11 protein-coding genes are annotated in these 15355 nt (G+C 65.0%); 7 read left to right on the forward strand and 4 right to left on the reverse strand.

The genetic code is table 11. The features are described from left to right. The first annotated feature begins 58 nt into the window (after positions 1-58). The 7 genes from ACQ4WN_RS00355 to ACQ4WN_RS00385 all read left to right on the forward strand — a co-directional run bounded on the left by ACQ4WN_RS00355 (position 59) and on the right by ACQ4WN_RS00385 (position 10102). The gene (locus tag ACQ4WN_RS00355) at positions 59-793 is read left to right on the forward strand and encodes a 2OG-Fe dioxygenase family protein (RefSeq protein ID WP_436549760.1); all 735 of its coding nucleotides are present in this window, start codon (positions 59-61) and stop codon (positions 791-793) included. Positions 794-935: 142 nt separating this feature from the next. Further along, positions 936-2297 (forward strand): hybrid sensor histidine kinase/response regulator, encoded by a 1362-nt coding sequence (locus tag ACQ4WN_RS00360; RefSeq protein WP_436549761.1) that lies wholly within the window; start codon positions 936-938, stop codon positions 2295-2297. 258 nt (positions 2298-2555) lie between these two features. Further along, positions 2556-3263, forward strand: coding sequence for a CerR family C-terminal domain-containing protein (locus tag ACQ4WN_RS00365; RefSeq protein WP_436549762.1), 708 nt, complete (start codon positions 2556-2558; stop codon positions 3261-3263). Positions 3264-3280: 17 nt separating this feature from the next. Beyond that, the gene (locus ACQ4WN_RS00370; RefSeq protein ID WP_436549763.1) at positions 3281-4702 is read left to right on the forward strand and encodes an efflux transporter outer membrane subunit; all 1422 of its coding nucleotides are present in this window, start codon (positions 3281-3283) and stop codon (positions 4700-4702) included. A 13-nt stretch (positions 4703-4715) separates the two neighbouring features. Next, positions 4716-5879, forward strand: a complete 1164-nt coding sequence (locus ACQ4WN_RS00375) for an efflux RND transporter periplasmic adaptor subunit (protein WP_436549764.1) — start codon at positions 4716-4718, stop codon at positions 5877-5879. Between the two features lie 9 nt (positions 5880-5888). After that, the gene (locus ACQ4WN_RS00380) at positions 5889-9005 is read left to right on the forward strand and encodes an efflux RND transporter permease subunit (protein ID WP_436549765.1); all 3117 of its coding nucleotides are present in this window, start codon (positions 5889-5891) and stop codon (positions 9003-9005) included. Positions 9006-9136: 131 nt separating this feature from the next. Next, a complete protein-coding gene (locus ACQ4WN_RS00385; protein WP_436549766.1) occupies positions 9137-10102 on the forward strand; it encodes a hypothetical protein in 966 nt (321 codons plus the stop codon). Between the two features lie 34 nt (positions 10103-10136). Here the strand turns inward: ACQ4WN_RS00385 and ACQ4WN_RS00390 are convergent, their stop codons facing one another. From ACQ4WN_RS00390 to ACQ4WN_RS00405, 4 genes are all read right to left on the reverse strand, one after another. Beyond that, a complete protein-coding gene (locus tag ACQ4WN_RS00390; protein ID WP_436549767.1) occupies positions 10137-10919 on the reverse strand; it encodes a hypothetical protein in 783 nt (260 codons plus the stop codon). 66 nt (positions 10920-10985) lie between these two features. Further along, positions 10986-12383 carry an efflux transporter outer membrane subunit gene (locus tag ACQ4WN_RS00395; protein WP_436549768.1) on the reverse strand — a complete coding sequence of 466 codons (1398 nt, stop codon included), beginning with the start codon at positions 12381-12383 and terminating at the stop codon, positions 10986-10988. Then, entirely contained in the window at positions 12380-13558 is a 1179-nt protein-coding gene (locus ACQ4WN_RS00400) for an HlyD family secretion protein (RefSeq protein WP_436549769.1), read from the reverse strand. The genes ACQ4WN_RS00395 and ACQ4WN_RS00400 overlap by 4 nt, the downstream gene beginning before the upstream one ends. Continuing rightward, positions 13545-15239, reverse strand: a complete 1695-nt coding sequence (locus ACQ4WN_RS00405; RefSeq protein ID WP_436549770.1) for an MFS transporter — start codon at positions 15237-15239, stop codon at positions 13545-13547. The genes ACQ4WN_RS00400 and ACQ4WN_RS00405 overlap by 14 nt, the downstream gene beginning before the upstream one ends. Between the last annotated feature and the right edge of the window lie 116 nt (positions 15240-15355).

A 15355-nucleotide genomic window follows, 5' to 3' on the forward strand; every position in this document is an offset into this window, starting at 1 on the left:
AGTCGTAGAATGCCAGGCTGGATAAACTGATACAGGCCGCGTTCCGGTCCGCACCGCCATGAGCACTTCCGCACCGATCTTTACCGACCCGTCCCACATCAAGGACGCCTTGCGCGATGACGGCTATGCCGTCCTGCGCCCGCAGGACGTGGCGGCGCTGGCTGGCTGCCCGCTGGCCGCGCTGCGTGCGCTTGAACCCAGCTGGAACGCGCTGGCGCTGGACAATTACCTGAAAGATGGTGGCCGCTATCGCCGCCGGCGCCACTCGTGCTTCGTGCAGGATGGCGCGCGCCTGACGCAGACGGCGCACCGCCCGCACTGGCAACCGGTCGAATACAACGCCCTGCACGGCGGCATGCACCGACTGTTCGAGCCGGTCGAGCCGGCCATCGTCGCGCAGCCAGCCTGGCAGCAGCTGATCCGCGCGCTGGGTGACGCCTGCTCGCAGGTCAAGGGCAGCCAGCCGTGGTTCATCGAGGCGCACCAGTTCCGCATCGATACGACCGATGGTATCGGCCGCCCCACGCCGGAAGGCGCGCACCGCGACGGCGTCGATTTCGTCGCCGTGCTGCTGATCGGGCGCGAACAGGTGAAGGGCGGCGAGACACGCATCTTCGAAGCCAATGGTCCCAACGGCAAGCGCTTTACCCTGACGGAGCCGTGGTCGCTGCTGTTGCTCGACGATGCGTCTGTCATCCACGAATCGACGCCGATCCAGCCCATCGGCGAGCATGGCCACCGCGATACGCTGGTGCTGACATATCGCGCAGGCCAGTTCCAGGGCGAGAATTAAGCGTTGGCCACAGCATTGCCTGTGGCCAAAATAGTTACTTGTAAGTTACTTTTGCAGACCTAAATCCGATATAGTCACAGGATGTCGATATTGCGCGCTCACCGCGCCCAGCATCACCACACTGAAATTCTAGGAGAGGTCTGTGGACTCCAACAACCAAATCAAGCCTGACGAAATCGAGATCCTGATCGTCGAGGACAGCCCGACCCAGGCGGAGCGCTTGCGCCGCCTGATCCAGTCGCTGCACTACAACGCGCGCGTGGCGGCGAATGGCCAGCTGGCCCTGGCCGCCATCCGCGAGCGCAAGCCGCACCTGGTGCTGTCCGATATCGTCATGCCTGAAATGAATGGCTACGACCTGTGCCGCGCCATCAAGTCCGATCCGACCCTGCGCGACATTCCCGTGATCCTCGTCACCTCGCTCAACGACCCGAAGGACATCATCCGCGGCATCGAGTGCGGCGCCGACAATTTCATCCGCAAGCCCTACGCGGAAGATTACCTGCTCAACCGCATCAGCCACATGCTGATGAACCAGAAGCTGCGCAAGAACCAGAACGTGGAAATCGGCATCGCCCTGTACCTGGGCGACCAGAAGCACTTCATCAATGCGGAGCGCCAGCAAATCCTCGATTTGCTCATTTCCACGTATGAACAGGCGGTGCAGGTCAACGGCGAACTGCAGGCGCGCGAACGCCAGGTGATCGAACTGAACATGCGCCTGGCGCACCATGCGGCCGAACTGGAAACCATCAACCGCGAAATCGCCCTGAAAAACCTGGAGCTGGCCGAAGCGAGCCGCATGAAATCCGCCTTCATCGCCAATATGTCGCATGAACTGCGCACGCCGCTCAATGCCATCATCGGCTTCACGGGCGCGCTACTGATGAAACTTCCCGGCCCCCTGACGTCCGACCAGGACAAGCAACTGAACACCATCCGCGCCAGCGCGCGCCATCTGCTCTCGCTGATCAACGATATCCTCGACGTGGCCAAGATCGAAGCGGGCAAGCTGACCCTGTCGATCGAACCCGTGCACTGCCAGGAGCTGATGGCCGAAGTGGCCGACACCTTGCGCCCCCTGGCCCAGCAAAAAGGTCTGACCTTGGAAATGGCACTGGGCGAAGCGGGCAAGCCGCCCGCCATCATCGACACGGACCGCCGCGCGCTGACGCAAATCCTCATCAACCTGCTCAACAACGCCATCAAGTTCACGGAACAGGGCACGGTGCGCATCAGCCTGGCCCAGCGCGAGGAAGACGGCGTGCTGGTGACGGAAATGAGCATCGCCGACAGTGGCGCCGGCATCAAGGAAGAAGACCAGGCCAAGCTGTTCCAGGCCTTCTCGCAGCTCGATTCCACCTCCACGCGCCACGTGGAAGGCGCGGGACTGGGCCTGTACCTGTGCCAGAACCTGGCCAACGCCATCGGCGGCGCCCTGTTCTTCAATAGCGACTACGGCTCGGGCAGCACCTTTACACTGGCCCTGCGCAGCAAGGCCTGACGCCCTGTGCGCCGCAACATAAAGTTCTATTTCTTGCCATCCAAGACAGGTTCATACAGTAGTTTTACGGTATTGCACCGCACCATTTTCAGCGCTATAGTGGAACTGTCTCCTCCAATTCGTTCCCTGAACATTGGATTCAGCCCGCGCTAGTACGCGGGCTTTTTTTTGCCTGCGTTTTACATCTTCATCTTTCCTTAACTAAATCAACCGATTTAGTTATATCAATCGTTTGAGATATATGATTAAATCTCCGGCATGATTGAAAAAAACGCCATCCCCACTTCCACTGCCGACGACGGACGCAAGCCCCGTTCCGACGGCGAGCAGTCGCGCGAGCGGCTGCTGCATAGCGCTATCCGCCTGTTTGCCGAACAGGGCTACGCCAAGACGTCCACGCGCGAACTGGCGCAGGCGGCCGGCACGAACGCAGCCGCCATCAGCTACTATTTTGGCGACAAGGCGGGACTGTACCGCGCCGCCTTTTCACAGCAATCGTCGGATCCGCAAGACAATATCGCCCTGTACGAGCAGCCCCATTTCACCTTGCGCCAAAGCCTGGAAGGCTTTTATGCACAATTGCTCGCGCCCATGCAGCAAGGCGAGATCGCGCGCGACTGCATGCGCCTGTGGTGCCGCGAAATGCTCGAACCGACAGGCCTGTGGGCACGCGAGATCGACCAGAACATCCGTCCCGAACACGAAGCGCTGACGCGCGTGCTGGCACGCCACCTGGGCGCGCCCGACAACAGCGACGACATGCACCGCCTGGCGTTTTCCATCGCTTCGCTGGCCCTGCAGCACATGGTGGGCGCCGAGGTGCTGCAAACCCTGCGTCCGCAACTGCTGGAAACGCCGCACGCCATCGACACCTGGCTGGCGCGCATGACCGATTACGCGCTGGCCATGGCCGACGTGGAGCGCCGGCGCCTGGCCATTCCTCCCTCTAACCCTACCGCTCAATGACAAGCAGAAGGACCAGCATGACGACTATTCAATGCACCGCTCAACGCGTCCTGGCCGCCAGCATCGTGCTGGCACTGGGCGGTTGCGCCCTGCAAGGGCCGCCCGCAGCGGTGGCACCCGGCGCACCAGCGCAGTGGCAGGCGCCGCTGCCGCATAACGGCAAGCTGACGGACCTGGCCAGCTGGTGGCAGGGCCAGGGCGACAGCCTGCTGGTGGAATTGATCACCGATGCGCAACAGGTCAGCCCCACGATCGCCGCCGCCAGTACGCGCATCGTGCAGGCGCGCGCGGACAGGGTCGCCAGCGGCGCCGCGCTGGCGCCCACGCTCGACGCGACAGGCAGCGTGGTGCGCACCAGCCAGCAATCGGCGCAACCGGGCGGCACCACCTCGCAGGCAGCGCTGCAAGCGTCGTGGGAAATCGATGTGTTCGGCGCCAGGCGGGCCACGCGCGATGCGGCGCAGGAGCGCTACGACAGCGCACGCGCGCTCTGGCATGAGGCCCGCGTCTCGGTCGCCGCCGAAGTGGCAAACCAGTACTATGCCTTGCGCACCTGCCAGCAATTGCAGGCAGTGTCCGACCAGGATGCCGTCTCGCGCCGCGATTCGGCACGCCTGACGGAACTGAGCGCCGGCGCCGGTTTCCAGCCGCCCGCCAACGCCGCCCTGGCCCGTGCCAGTGCCGCCGAAGGCGCCAGCCGCGCCATCGAACAGCGCGCCGCCTGCGATGTGAATGTCAAGGCGCTGGTGGCCCTGTCGGCCATGCCGGAAACGTCGCTGCGCCAGAAGCTGGCGGCCAGCCCCTTTGTTGCGCCCTCGCCCGTGGCGATTGCGCAACTGCCGGCGCAAACCCTGAGCCAGCGTCCCGACATTTACAGCGCCGAACGCGAAGTGGCGGCAGCCAGCTTCGAAGTACGCGGCGCGCAAGCGCAACGCTATCCTCGTCTGAGCCTGGCCGGCTCCATCGGCAAGGGCAATATCCGCAGCGGCGGCACCAGCATCACGGCCAGTACCTGGAGCATCGGCCCGCTGGCCGTCAGCCTGCCCATCTTCGATGGCGGCACCCGCCGCGCCCAGATCGATGCAGCCACGGCGCGCTACGACGAAGCGGTGGTGAAATACCGCGCCGGCGTGCGCCAGGCCGTGCGCGAAGTGGAAGAAGCCTTGGTCAACCTGGCCAGCACGGACGAGCGCAATAGCCATGCGAAAACGGCACTGGAAGGCTACCGCGTGTCGTTCGTCGCCACCGAGGACCGTTACAAGAATGGCCTGGCCAGCCTGATCGAACTGGAAGACGCGCGCCGCACGCGCCTGGCAGCCGAAAACACTGTGGTCAACCTGGAGCGCGAACGCAGCGCCGCCTGGGTAGCGCTGTACCGCGCCGCCGGCGGCGGCTGGAACAGCAGCAGCCCCAATGCCCTCGCCAACAAAGCCCCCTGACGGATACGACAATATGAAAAAAATGACCTTGAAACCCATGGCACTCGCCCTTGCAGCCCTTTGCGTGATACTGGGCGCGGGCGTGGCCCTGTACCCCTCGGCTTCCACCGCGGCAGACGACGCCAAGGATAAAAACGCGGCACAAAAACCGGCCCTCACCGTCACCACGGCCAGGCCGCAAACGGCCAGCCTGCCCATCAAGCTGAGCGCCAACGGCAACGTGGCCGCCTGGCAGGAAGCCGTCATCGGCAGCGAATCGAACGGCTTGCGCCTGACCGACGTGCGCGTGAATGTCGGCGACGTCGTGCGCGCCGGCCAGGTGCTGGCCGTCTTCTCGAACGACACGGTGAACGCCGACGTGGCACAGGCGAAAGCGGCGGTACTGGAAGCGGAAGCAAATGCGCTTGAGGCGGCCGCCAACGCACAACGCGCCCGCTCGCTGCAAAGCACGGGTGCCATCAGCGCCCAGCAGATCAGCCAGTACCTGACGGCCGAACAAACGGCCAACGCGCGCATCGCGTCGGCCAAGGCGCAGCTGGCGTCGCAGCAACTGCGCCTGAAATACACGCAGGTGGTGGCGCCCGACAGCGGCATCATCTCCTCGCGCTCGGCCACCGTCGGTTCGGTCGTGGGCACCGGCACGGAACTGTTCCGCATGATCCGCCAGGGCCGCCTCGAATGGCGCGCCGAAGTGACGGCCACCGAACTGCTGAATGTAAAAGCGGGCACCCTGGCGCAGGTCAAGGCCGCCAATGGCAGCGTTTTGACAGGCAAGGTACGCATGATCGCCCCTACCGTCGATCCGCAGACGCGCTCCGCCCTTGTGTATGTGGACTTGCCCGCCAGCACCGGCAACAATGCGCCATTCAAGGCCGGCATGTACGCCAGCGGCGAATTTGAACTGGGCAACTCGGGCGCGCTGACGGTGCCGCAGCAGGCCATCGCCGTGCGCGATGGCTTCAGCTACGTCTTCCGCCTGAATGCCGACCAGCGGGTCAGCCAGATCAAGGTGCAGGCCGGGCGGCGCCTGAGCGACCGCATCGAGATCATAAAAGGCATCGCGGCCGACACCACCATCGTTGTCAGCGGCGCCGGCTTCCTCAATGACGGAGATTTGGTCCGTAATGTGAAAAACCCGGCTCCGACGCCGGTGGCTGCACCGGCAGCGAAAAAGTAAGGAGAAGCCATGAACTTTTCCTCCCTCTCGATCAAGAACCCGATCCCGGCCATCATGCTGTTCGCGCTGCTGACCCTGGCCGGTCTGCTGGCCTACAAGGCCAATCCGGTGCAGGATTTCCCCGACATCGAACTGCCCATCGTCACCGTCAGCGCGGTGCTGCCGGGCGCTGCGCCGGCCCAGCTGGAAACGGAGGTGGCGCGCAAGATCGAAGACTCCGTCGCTACCCTGCAAGGCGTGAAAAACATCTACACCAAGGTGCTCGACGGCGTCGTCACGGTGACCGTCGAATTCATCCTGGAAAAGCAGATCGCCGAAGCCGTCAACGATGTGCGCGACGCCGTCGCCCGCGTCAAGGCGGACATGCCGGCCGAGCTGCGCGACCCCACCGTCACCAAGGCGTCCACCGCCGGGCGCGTGGTGCTGACCTTTATCGCCACGGCGAAAGGGGGCGTGGATAACCCGCTCGACGCGCCCGACCTATCCTGGTTCGTCGACAACACGGTGGCCAAGCGCCTGCTGACCGTGCCCGGCGTGGGCGCCGTCAACCGCGTGGGCGGCGTCTACCGCGAAATCCAGGTGGAGCTCGACGAGGCGCGCATGGCCGCATTGAAAGTGTCGGCCCTCGACGTCTCGCGCCAGCTGCGCCTGGTGCAGCGAGAAGCGCCTGGTGGCCGGGGCGACATCAGCGGCGCCGAGCAGTCGGTGCGCACCATTGCCACCGTCAAGACGGCCGATGAATTGTCACGCGTGGAAGTGCCGCTACCAGACGGCCGCCATGTGCGCCTCGACCAGGTGGCCACCGTGCGCGACACGATCGCCGAACCGCGCGCGCTGGCCGAGCAGGATGGCAAGACCGTCGTCGCCTTTGAAGTGTTCCGCACCAAGGGCACCAGCGAAGTGGCCGTCGCCAAGGGCGCACGCGCGGCCATCGCCGATCTGCAAAAGGAAAACCCCAACGTGGTGCTGCAGCAGTCGATCGACAATGCCTTCCCCGTCGAGGAAAACTTCGACGGCTCGATGGAGCTGCTGTACGAAGGCGCGCTGCTGGCCGTGCTGGTAGTGTGGTGGTTCTTGCGCGACTGGCGCGCTACCCTGGTGGCCGCCGCCGCCCTGCCCCTGTCCGTGATGCCGGCATTCCTCGGTATCTACTGGTTCGGCTACACGCTCAATACCGTCACACTGCTGTCGCTGGCCCTGGTCGTCGGCGTGCTGGTCGACGACGCCATCGTCGAAATCGAAAATATCGAACGCCATCTGCGCATGGGCAAGTCGCCCATGGAAGCGGCCATGGAAGCGGCCGATGAAATCGGCATGGCGGTCATCGCCACTACCTTCGCGCTGGTGGCCGTGTTCCTGCCGACGGCCTTCATGAGCGGCATTCCCGGCCTGTTCTTCAAGCAGTTCGGCTGGACGGCCGTACTGGCCGTGCTCGCCTCACTGGTAGTGGCACGACTGCTCACGCCGATGATGGCGGCCTACATCCTGAAACCCTTGCCGCACAAGGAAGAACAGGATGGCTGGCTGATGACGCGCTACCTGACGGTCATGCGCTGGTGCCTGAACCACCGCGGCATCACGGCCATCGCTGCGGCACTGTTCTTTATCGGCGCCATCGCGCTCGTGCCGCTGCTGCCGACGGGTTTCGTGCCGGCCGCCGACCGCGCGCAGACGCAAATCAACCTGGAACTGCCGCCCGGCTCCACCCTGGGCGAAACGCAGGCCGTGGCGGCCATGGCACGCGATGCGGCCATGCGCACGCCGGGCATCAAGGGCGTCTTCAGTTCGATTGGCGGCGGCTCCAGCGGCGATGCCTTCGCCCCCGGCGCGGCGGCCGAGGCGCGCCGCGCCGTGCTGACCCTGACCACCGTGCACCGCACGGAGCGCAAGGAATCGATGGCGGGCCTGGAAACGCAGCTGCGCAACAAGCTCGATACGATACCCGGTGCCCGCTTCACGGTGGGGCCGCCCGACACGGGTGTCAAGATGCAACTGGTGCTGCGTTCGGAAGACCCGGTGGCTTTGACGACGGCGGCGCAAAAGGTCGAGCGCGAACTGCGCGGTTTGAAAGGCATCGGCAACGTCAATTCGAGCGCTTCGCTGGTGCGCCCGGAAATCATCGTGCGTCCCGATTTTGCCAAGGCGGCAGACCTGGGCGTGACGGCGGCAGCCATCGGCGAGACGGTGCGCGTGGCCACGGCCGGCGATTACGACACGGACCTGACCAAAATGAACCTGCCCGAACGGCAAGTGCCAATCCGCGTCAAGCTGCCCAATAGCGTGCGCGCCGACCTGGCAGCCATCGAGCGCCTGAGCGTGCCCGGCAAGAACGGCCCCGTGCGCCTGGCGAACGTTGCCAGTGTGACGATGGAAAGCGGCCCGGCGCAGATCGACCGCCTGAACCGCAGCCGCAACGTGACGCTCGACGTGGAACTCGGTTCGCGTAGCCTTGGCGAATTGAATGAAGAAGCGCGCGCGCTGCCGTCGATGAAAAATTTGCCGCCGTCCGTGAAGATCGCCGAACTGGGCGACGCGCAGGAAATGGCTTCGCTGTTTGCCAGCTTCGGCCTGGCCATGCTGATCGGCGTGCTGTGCATCTATTGCGTGCTGGTGCTGCTGTTCAAGGACTTCATGCAGCCGGTGACCATCCTGGCGGCGCTGCCGCTATCCATCGGCGGCGCCTTCGTGGCGCTGCTGATTACGGGCAGCGCTTTGTCGATGCCGTCGATGATCGGCCTGATCATGCTGATGGGGATCGTCACCAAGAACTCGATCCTGCTGGTCGATTATGCGATCCTGGCGCGCCAGGCGGGCATGAACCGTTTCGATGCGCTGGTCGACGCCTGCCACAAGCGCAGCCGCCCCATCCTGATGACGACGATCGCCATGGGCGCGGGCATGATGCCGCTGGCACTGGGCTGGGGCGCCGACCCGAGCTTCCGTTCGCCGATGGCCATCACCGTCATCGGCGGCCTGATCACCTCGACTTTATTGAGCCTGCTGGTGGTGCCGGCCGTGTTCACCTATATCGACGACCTGGAGCACCTGCTCAAGCGCGGCATGGCGAAGCTGCGCCGCCAGAAGGCGCCGCTGCGGCGCGATGACCAGGTGGCGCTGGAAAAATAAGCGCCGCCATTGTTTGCAAAATCGCCCCCTGCGGGCAAGGAAGCGAAGGACCGGCTGCCAGGCCGCGCTCCCTCGCTTCCATCTATCTGGCATACTGCGCCCATTCTCCATGAACGCAATCTGCCCTGCCTATGAATTACCGCACCCCGCTCGTCCTGCTACTGCTATCCGCGCTGCTCGGCGCCTGCTCGGACAAGACCGCCCCCGCCAGTGCCGACGTGGCAGCTGACGTAGTAGCCGATGTCCCCGCCGCCGATACGACATCGGCAGAGCACGTGCCGCCGCCGGCCGCCACCGCGCCCAGGACGGAAGAGGTGAACACGCCGCAGGCGCGCAAGCGCGAGGCGGGCATGATGCACGCCGTCTTTGGCAAGGACTACCGTGGCGACAGCGACGATGCGCTGGCCGACCTGTCCGATCCGGACAAGCATGTCGACAAACTCAGTTATGTGGTCAGTGCCGTCAGCCACAAGCTGCTGCCCGATGGCCGCGCCATCCTGGTGGCGAATGCGGAAACGGCCAACACGGAAGGCACGGCAGAATCGGCCCACGCCTCGCCGGGGCTGTTGAATGTCTTTTTCCTGGCGCCCAAGGGCCAGCCGGAAGACGGCCAATGGCAAGTCGTGAAGCGGCTGGAAAACATCGCCGCCCTGGGTTCTTCAGGGCAGCTGGGTGAAGTCCACTGGGTCATGCTGGGCGCGAACAAGCCGGGACTGGCGATCCGCCACGGCTATACGGGCCAGGGCTACACCATCACGCAACTGGCCCTGTTTGAAATCGGCGACGGCAAGGTGACCGCGCTCGATGGCAGCATCGACCTTTACTCGGACAATATGGGCGCCTGCACGCCGGACATGGACGAGTGCTGGATGGTCGACGGAAAGTGGCGCTTCGCCCCCGCGCGCAACGGCGGCGCCTACGACGACTTGCTGCTCGATTTCACGGGCGCGTCCGAAAAGATCAAGCCCGGCGTCACGCTCAAGCCGGACGCAGACCCGCCGCGCGTCGCCACGCCCCTGAATGGCCGTGCGCGCTACGCGTTCGATGGCAAGGGATACAAACTGGTTGAAGGCAAGAATACGGTGCCTGGCGTGTAAGCGAATACGCACCAGGCACCGCACCGTCATGCCGCTACCTGCGCGCCGCCTCCAGGCGCACCAGCAGCGGCGCATACATGGCACGCGTATGGCTGCTCCAGCGGGCCATGGCGCTGTCGATATCGAGCAGCAGGCGCTCAGACAACACTTTGTCGCCCTGCTGCAGCGCCCAGATCGCGCACTCGGCGCGGCACTCGAAGCTGTTGTAGCGCGTCAGCGCGTCATCGAACTCAGCCTTCGCTTCCGTCTGGCGCCCGCTTTGCGCCAGCGCGCGCGCCGTCAGCAGGGACACCATCTCGGGACGGAAATGCATATCCGTACGGCGAATGAATTCCAGGTGCATCAAGGCCTCGGCGCCGCGCGCGCATTCCAGGTACGCACGTGCCGCGCCCAGGCGAATTTCCAGGTCCGATGAAAACGCCCCCTGCAGGCAGGCTTCATATGTCGATGCCGCAGCCTGCGCATCGCCCGCTTCGAGAAGCGCGCTAGCCAGGCGCATCTGGTTTTGCGCCGTCGGCGTGTACTCGAAGGCGGCCTTCGCATCGCGCAGTTCGCGGTTGGGATCAAGCACCTGCACGGCCACCGAAGCGACCTTGCGCGCGCCTTGCGGCAGGCGCGAATTGGGCAGGTAGATGGCGAAGAAATACACCACGCTGCCCAGCAGCGGGAACATGAATAAAATGAGCAGCCAGTACAGCTGCTGCCCGTTGCGCACCACGTGAATCGCAAAAAATACCGCGATCAGGATGTGGATGCCTATGCCAAAAATCGTCATGCTGCGACCTCGTTCGTTCGTGATGGAAGCGGCTGGCACCATGCCTCCGCCTTTCCAGGCCAGATATTACACCGGTCGGTGGCACAGGCTGCGCCGGACACGCGGGCGCTATTGTCCACCAGCGGACCAGCCGCCGCCCATGGCCCGGTACAGGTCGACCGAGGCGACGAGGATGCGCGTTTTCAGCTGCAGCAAGCCCACGTCGGCGCTGTACAGGGTACGCTGCGCATCGAGTTCTTCCAGGTACGAAGCGTAGCCATTGCGGTAGCGGTTGTGCGCGATGCGAAGGGTGTCAGCCGCCGTGGCGCGGCGCGCGTCGTTTTCCACGGCTTGCTGCTTGAGCCGGTAGATGGCACCCAGGCTGTTTTCCGTTTCGGCGAAAGCATTCCTCACCACGTTCTCATAGGTGTACACGAGCTGGTCGCGCTGCGCACCAGCCGCATCCGTCTGCGACTGCACCCGCCCGCCGTCGAACAGGGGACCGGCCGCCAGCGCCGTCAGCCGCCACAGGGCCGTCGGCGCATGCAGGAAATCGGTAAGCGTCGTGGCTTGCCCGCCGCCCACGGCCGTCAGCTTGAACGAGGGCAGCAGCTGGTCGCGCGTGGCGGCCAGGCTGGCATTGGCGGCCGCCAGATTGTGTTCCGCGCGCGCGATGTCGGGCCGCCGGCGCAGCAGTTCGGAGGGCAGGCCTGCCGGCACGCCAGGCGCCGCCAGGTCGGCCAGCGGCAAGCCGCGCGCGATGGGGCCGGGATTGCCACCGACGAGGACGGCCAGCGCGTTTTCCTGTTCAAAAATCTGCCGCTGCAACTGTGGCACCTGTTCGGCCGCCGCATGGTACTCCGATTGCGCCTGCAGCCATTCCAGCCGCGAGCTGTAGCCCACTTCGAACTGCTTGCGCGCCAGCTCGCGCGACTGTTCGCGCAGCTGCAGGGTCGATTGCGTCAGCGCCAGCTGTGCGTCGAGTCCGCGCAGATTCAGATAGGCCGTGGCCACGCTGGCGGCGATCGACAGGGCCGCCGCATCGAGGCTGGCCTGCTCGGCGCGGTAGCTCTCGGCGGAGGCGTCGCTCAAACTGGCCAGCCGGCCCCACACATCGATTTCATAGCTGGCCTGCAGTTCGGCCTGGAAGACATTCGTCACATACGGTTTGCCGCTGGACGCCAAAGTGCGCGTGCGCGTGGGCGAGCCGTCAAAGGCCAGATTGGGCGCGCGGTTCGCATCGGCCTGTGCCAGGCGCGCACGGTATTCCTGCACCCGGGCGCGCGCCACGCGCAAGTCGCCATTGTGCGCCAGCGCCTCGCCCACCAGATCACTTAACACAGGATCGCCGAACGCCTGCCACCACAGCTGTTCCACCTGCGTGCCATGCGCGAACGCCGCGCCGCCCTCGCCTTGCGCGCGCCAGCCGGATGGCAGTTGCAGGGCCGATGCGGGCTGCGGCGGCGCGTTCGCGGCGCAGCCAGCCAGCGCCAGCACGCCGGCCATCAGCCATACACAGCGCTTCATGGCTTGGCCTTCGCGATCGCCTTTTTCGGTGCAGGCGGTGGAGCGGGATTATCCGCCGAGTCGTTCAATACGGCGGAGGTGTCGACGCTGACCACCACCGACATGCCCGGCACGAGCCGGCGCGCATTCGCCTGCCCCGCATCGATGCGGATGCGCACGGGAATGCGCTGGGCGATCTTCAGGTAGTTGCCCGTCGCGTTATCGGCCGGCAGCACGGAAAATTCGGAGCCCGTGGCCGGCGAGATGCGCTCCACCTGCCCCGTCAGCACGGCGCCATCAAGCGCGTCGACGTGGAAGGTGGCGCTCTGCCCTTCCTGCACGCCGTTCATCTGCGTTTCCTTGAAATTGGCAATCACCCACATCTGGCGCGGCACCAGCGCCATCAGCTGCGCGCCCGAATTCACGTACGCGCCCTGGCGCACCGTCACCTGGCCCAGCTGGCCGTCGGATGGCGCGACGATGCGCGTGTTATCGAGGTCGATCTTCGCCGCCTTGACGGCCGCCTGCGCGTTTGCCACGGCCGCCTCCAAAGCCTGCTTGTTGACCACCACGCTATGCACGCTTTGCTGGGCAATGTCGAGATTGGCACGGGCCTGCGCCAGCGCGGCCGCCATCTGCGCCTGCGTGGCGCGCGACTGGTCGTGTTCGCGCTGCGACAGCGAACCGTCGGCCACCAGCTGCTCCACGCGATTCAAGTCGGCGCTGGCCTTGCGCGCCTGCGCTTGCGCGTTGGCCAGGGCCGCCTCGCTGACGGAAATTCCCGCCTGCGCACTGGCCTTCTGCTGCGCCCAGTTCGACAGCGCCGCCTGCTGCGCTGCCAGCTGCGCCTGCGCCTGCTCGTAGCGCTGCTGGTAGATGCGGTCATCGATGCGCACCAGCAGCTGGCCCTCCTTCACATCCATGAAATCCTGCACCGTCACTTCCACCACATAGCCGGACAGCTGCGTGCCGATGATCGTCACCTGTCCCCGCACGGTGGCGTTTTCCGTCGTCACGATGGGACTGGTGAACGGCGGCAAACGCCATGCATACAGCACGATCAGCACGCCCACCAGGGCCACGGCGGCAAAGGCCAGCGCGGACAGCCACTGGTGGCGGCGATCCGGCTGCGCTGTGGAGGCGGCGGGTGCGGGTGCGGTGGGAGGTACTGGCGGCGTGGTGTTATTTTCTGTCATTGTTCGGTTCCGAATTGGTAATGGGGACGATGGCCATGGCCGTCTGCGCATCGCGCACGGGGCCGACCAGGCGACGCGCGCCGGTGGTAATGCGGGTCCAGGACTGGCTGACCAGCATCCACAGCAAAGTAGCGAGGGCGACGCCGGCGATCATCAAAAAAACATCGTTGTAGGCGAGGACATTGGCTTCACGCGTGGCGATGGCGCCCAGGCGCGCCACGCCCTGGGCGCTGCGCTGGGTGGGGTCCATCAGCACGCCGCCGTAGCTTGCGGCACCGGATTGCACGCGCGCGGCCACCTGCGGGTCGAGCATGGTCAGGTGCTCGACCAGATAGCTGGAATGGTATTTTTCGCGCGCCGTCTGGATGCTGCCGACGATGGCCGAACCGAGCAAGCCACCGAGGTTCTGCGTCATGGTAAACATCACGGAAAAGCTCACCAGGTTGCGCGGTTCGGCGATCACGGCGCCCATGCCGGCCACCATGGTGGGACCAAGGAAATACGTGCCGCCAAAGGCCAGCAGGAACTGGCTCACATACATGTTGACGGGGCGCGTCTGGCTGGTGGCGTGCGCGTCGATGAGCGCCCCGGCGGCGATCAGCAGCAGCGCGAACATCAGCGAGCGGTTCAGCGTCGCCGGATTGATCGTCAGCGCGCTGACCACCAGGCCCGCCACGCTGCCCAGGAGCACCACGATGAACAGGTTCTGCATCTGGTCCGTGCTCAAACCCAGCGCCTGCAGGAAGCCCACGGCCCCCGTCGATTCGGACAGCACGATGCGAAACAGCAGCACGGATAAAAACAGCTTGGCGATCTTGCCCGTGGTGAGCCAGCGCGTATTGAGCAGCGGGCGCGCGCGGTTATGCTCGATGGCCAGCGAGGCGGCGATCAGCACGATGGAGCACGCCAGGCACACGCCCACCCACTCGGATTCCATCCACCACGCCGTGCGCCCCTGCGCCAGCACCGCGCACAGCAGGGCCACGCCCGGCGCGAACAGGATGAAGGTGAGGAAGTCGAGCGGCTCGAAGGTTTGCACGCGGTCGCCGGGCGGCAATTTGAGGGCCAGCACGCAGCCCAGCGCCAGCAGCGCCAGTCCCAGTTCGAACAGGTACAGGCCATGCCATTCGCCGATCTGCAGCAGTTCAGAGGTGAAGATGCGCGCCAGCGGCAAGGCCAGCTGGGCAAAGCCCAGGCCCAGCACCACACCCTTCAGGCGGTGCCGCGCGGGAAACGCCTGCAGGGTGTAGTACAGGCCCAGCACCCCCAGCGCGCCGCCCACCATGCCATGCGCGGCGCGCACGGCGATCGCCGACGGCAAGGTATTGGCATACAGGTGGGCGAACGTCACCAGCGCATACAGCACCAGGAACGCTTCCGTAAACAGGCGCAGGCCGAACTGCTGGCGGAACTTCACCAGCAGCAGATTCATGGACACGATGGTCATCACATAGGCGGCCGGCAGCCACTGCATCTGGTAGGCATAGGCGGCCAGCGAACCTTGCAGGTTCAGCAGATTGGCCGTCACCAGGCCGTTGCCCAGTCCCCCCGTCAGCGCGACGATCAGGCCGACGATGAAATACGCGACACGCTTGGGCGTCGAATGTTCGGGCATCGATGGCGACCCGGGCAAGGTCGGGCGTTCGCCAGGCCCCCAGGTGCGCGGTGTGTACTTGTCCATGCAGTAGTCGCGATCCGGTTTGCTGAAGCCGTTCGTTGCTGGTGTTATATAAATAGTTGCAAATGAACAGTTCTAGTCAGCAGCATATCACCGCAAGACGTTTTTATTGTTTACAT

The sequence above is a fragment of the Janthinobacterium pasteuri genome (assembly GCF_051380775.1).
In the GTDB taxonomy this organism is placed as follows: Bacteria; Pseudomonadota; Gammaproteobacteria; order Burkholderiales; family Burkholderiaceae_D; genus Janthinobacterium.

What these genes read in the sequence shown, in the direction of transcription:
- ACQ4WN_RS00355 (WP_436549760.1), top strand. Translation starts at nt 59, where the DNA reads ATGAGCACTTCCGCACCGATCTTTACCGACCCGTCCCACATCAAGGAC.
- ACQ4WN_RS00365 (WP_436549762.1), top strand. Translation starts at nt 2,556, where the DNA reads ATGATTGAAAAAAACGCCATCCCCACTTCCACTGCCGACGACGGACGC.
- ACQ4WN_RS00370 (WP_436549763.1), top strand. Translation starts at nt 3,281, where the DNA reads ATGACGACTATTCAATGCACCGCTCAACGCGTCCTGGCCGCCAGCATC.
- ACQ4WN_RS00375 (WP_436549764.1), top strand. Translation starts at nt 4,716, where the DNA reads ATGAAAAAAATGACCTTGAAACCCATGGCACTCGCCCTTGCAGCCCTT.
- ACQ4WN_RS00380 (WP_436549765.1), top strand. Translation starts at nt 5,889, where the DNA reads ATGAACTTTTCCTCCCTCTCGATCAAGAACCCGATCCCGGCCATCATG.
- ACQ4WN_RS00385 (WP_436549766.1), top strand. Translation starts at nt 9,137, where the DNA reads ATGAATTACCGCACCCCGCTCGTCCTGCTACTGCTATCCGCGCTGCTC.
- ACQ4WN_RS00390 (WP_436549767.1), bottom strand. Translation starts at nt 10,919, where the DNA reads ATGGTGCCAGCCGCTTCCATCACGAACGAACGAGGTCGCAGCATGACG.
- ACQ4WN_RS00395 (WP_436549768.1), bottom strand. Translation starts at nt 12,383, where the DNA reads ATGAAGCGCTGTGTATGGCTGATGGCCGGCGTGCTGGCGCTGGCTGGC.
- ACQ4WN_RS00400 (WP_436549769.1), bottom strand. Translation starts at nt 13,558, where the DNA reads ATGACAGAAAATAACACCACGCCGCCAGTACCTCCCACCGCACCCGCA.
- ACQ4WN_RS00405 (WP_436549770.1), bottom strand. Translation starts at nt 15,239, where the DNA reads ATGGACAAGTACACACCGCGCACCTGGGGGCCTGGCGAACGCCCGACC.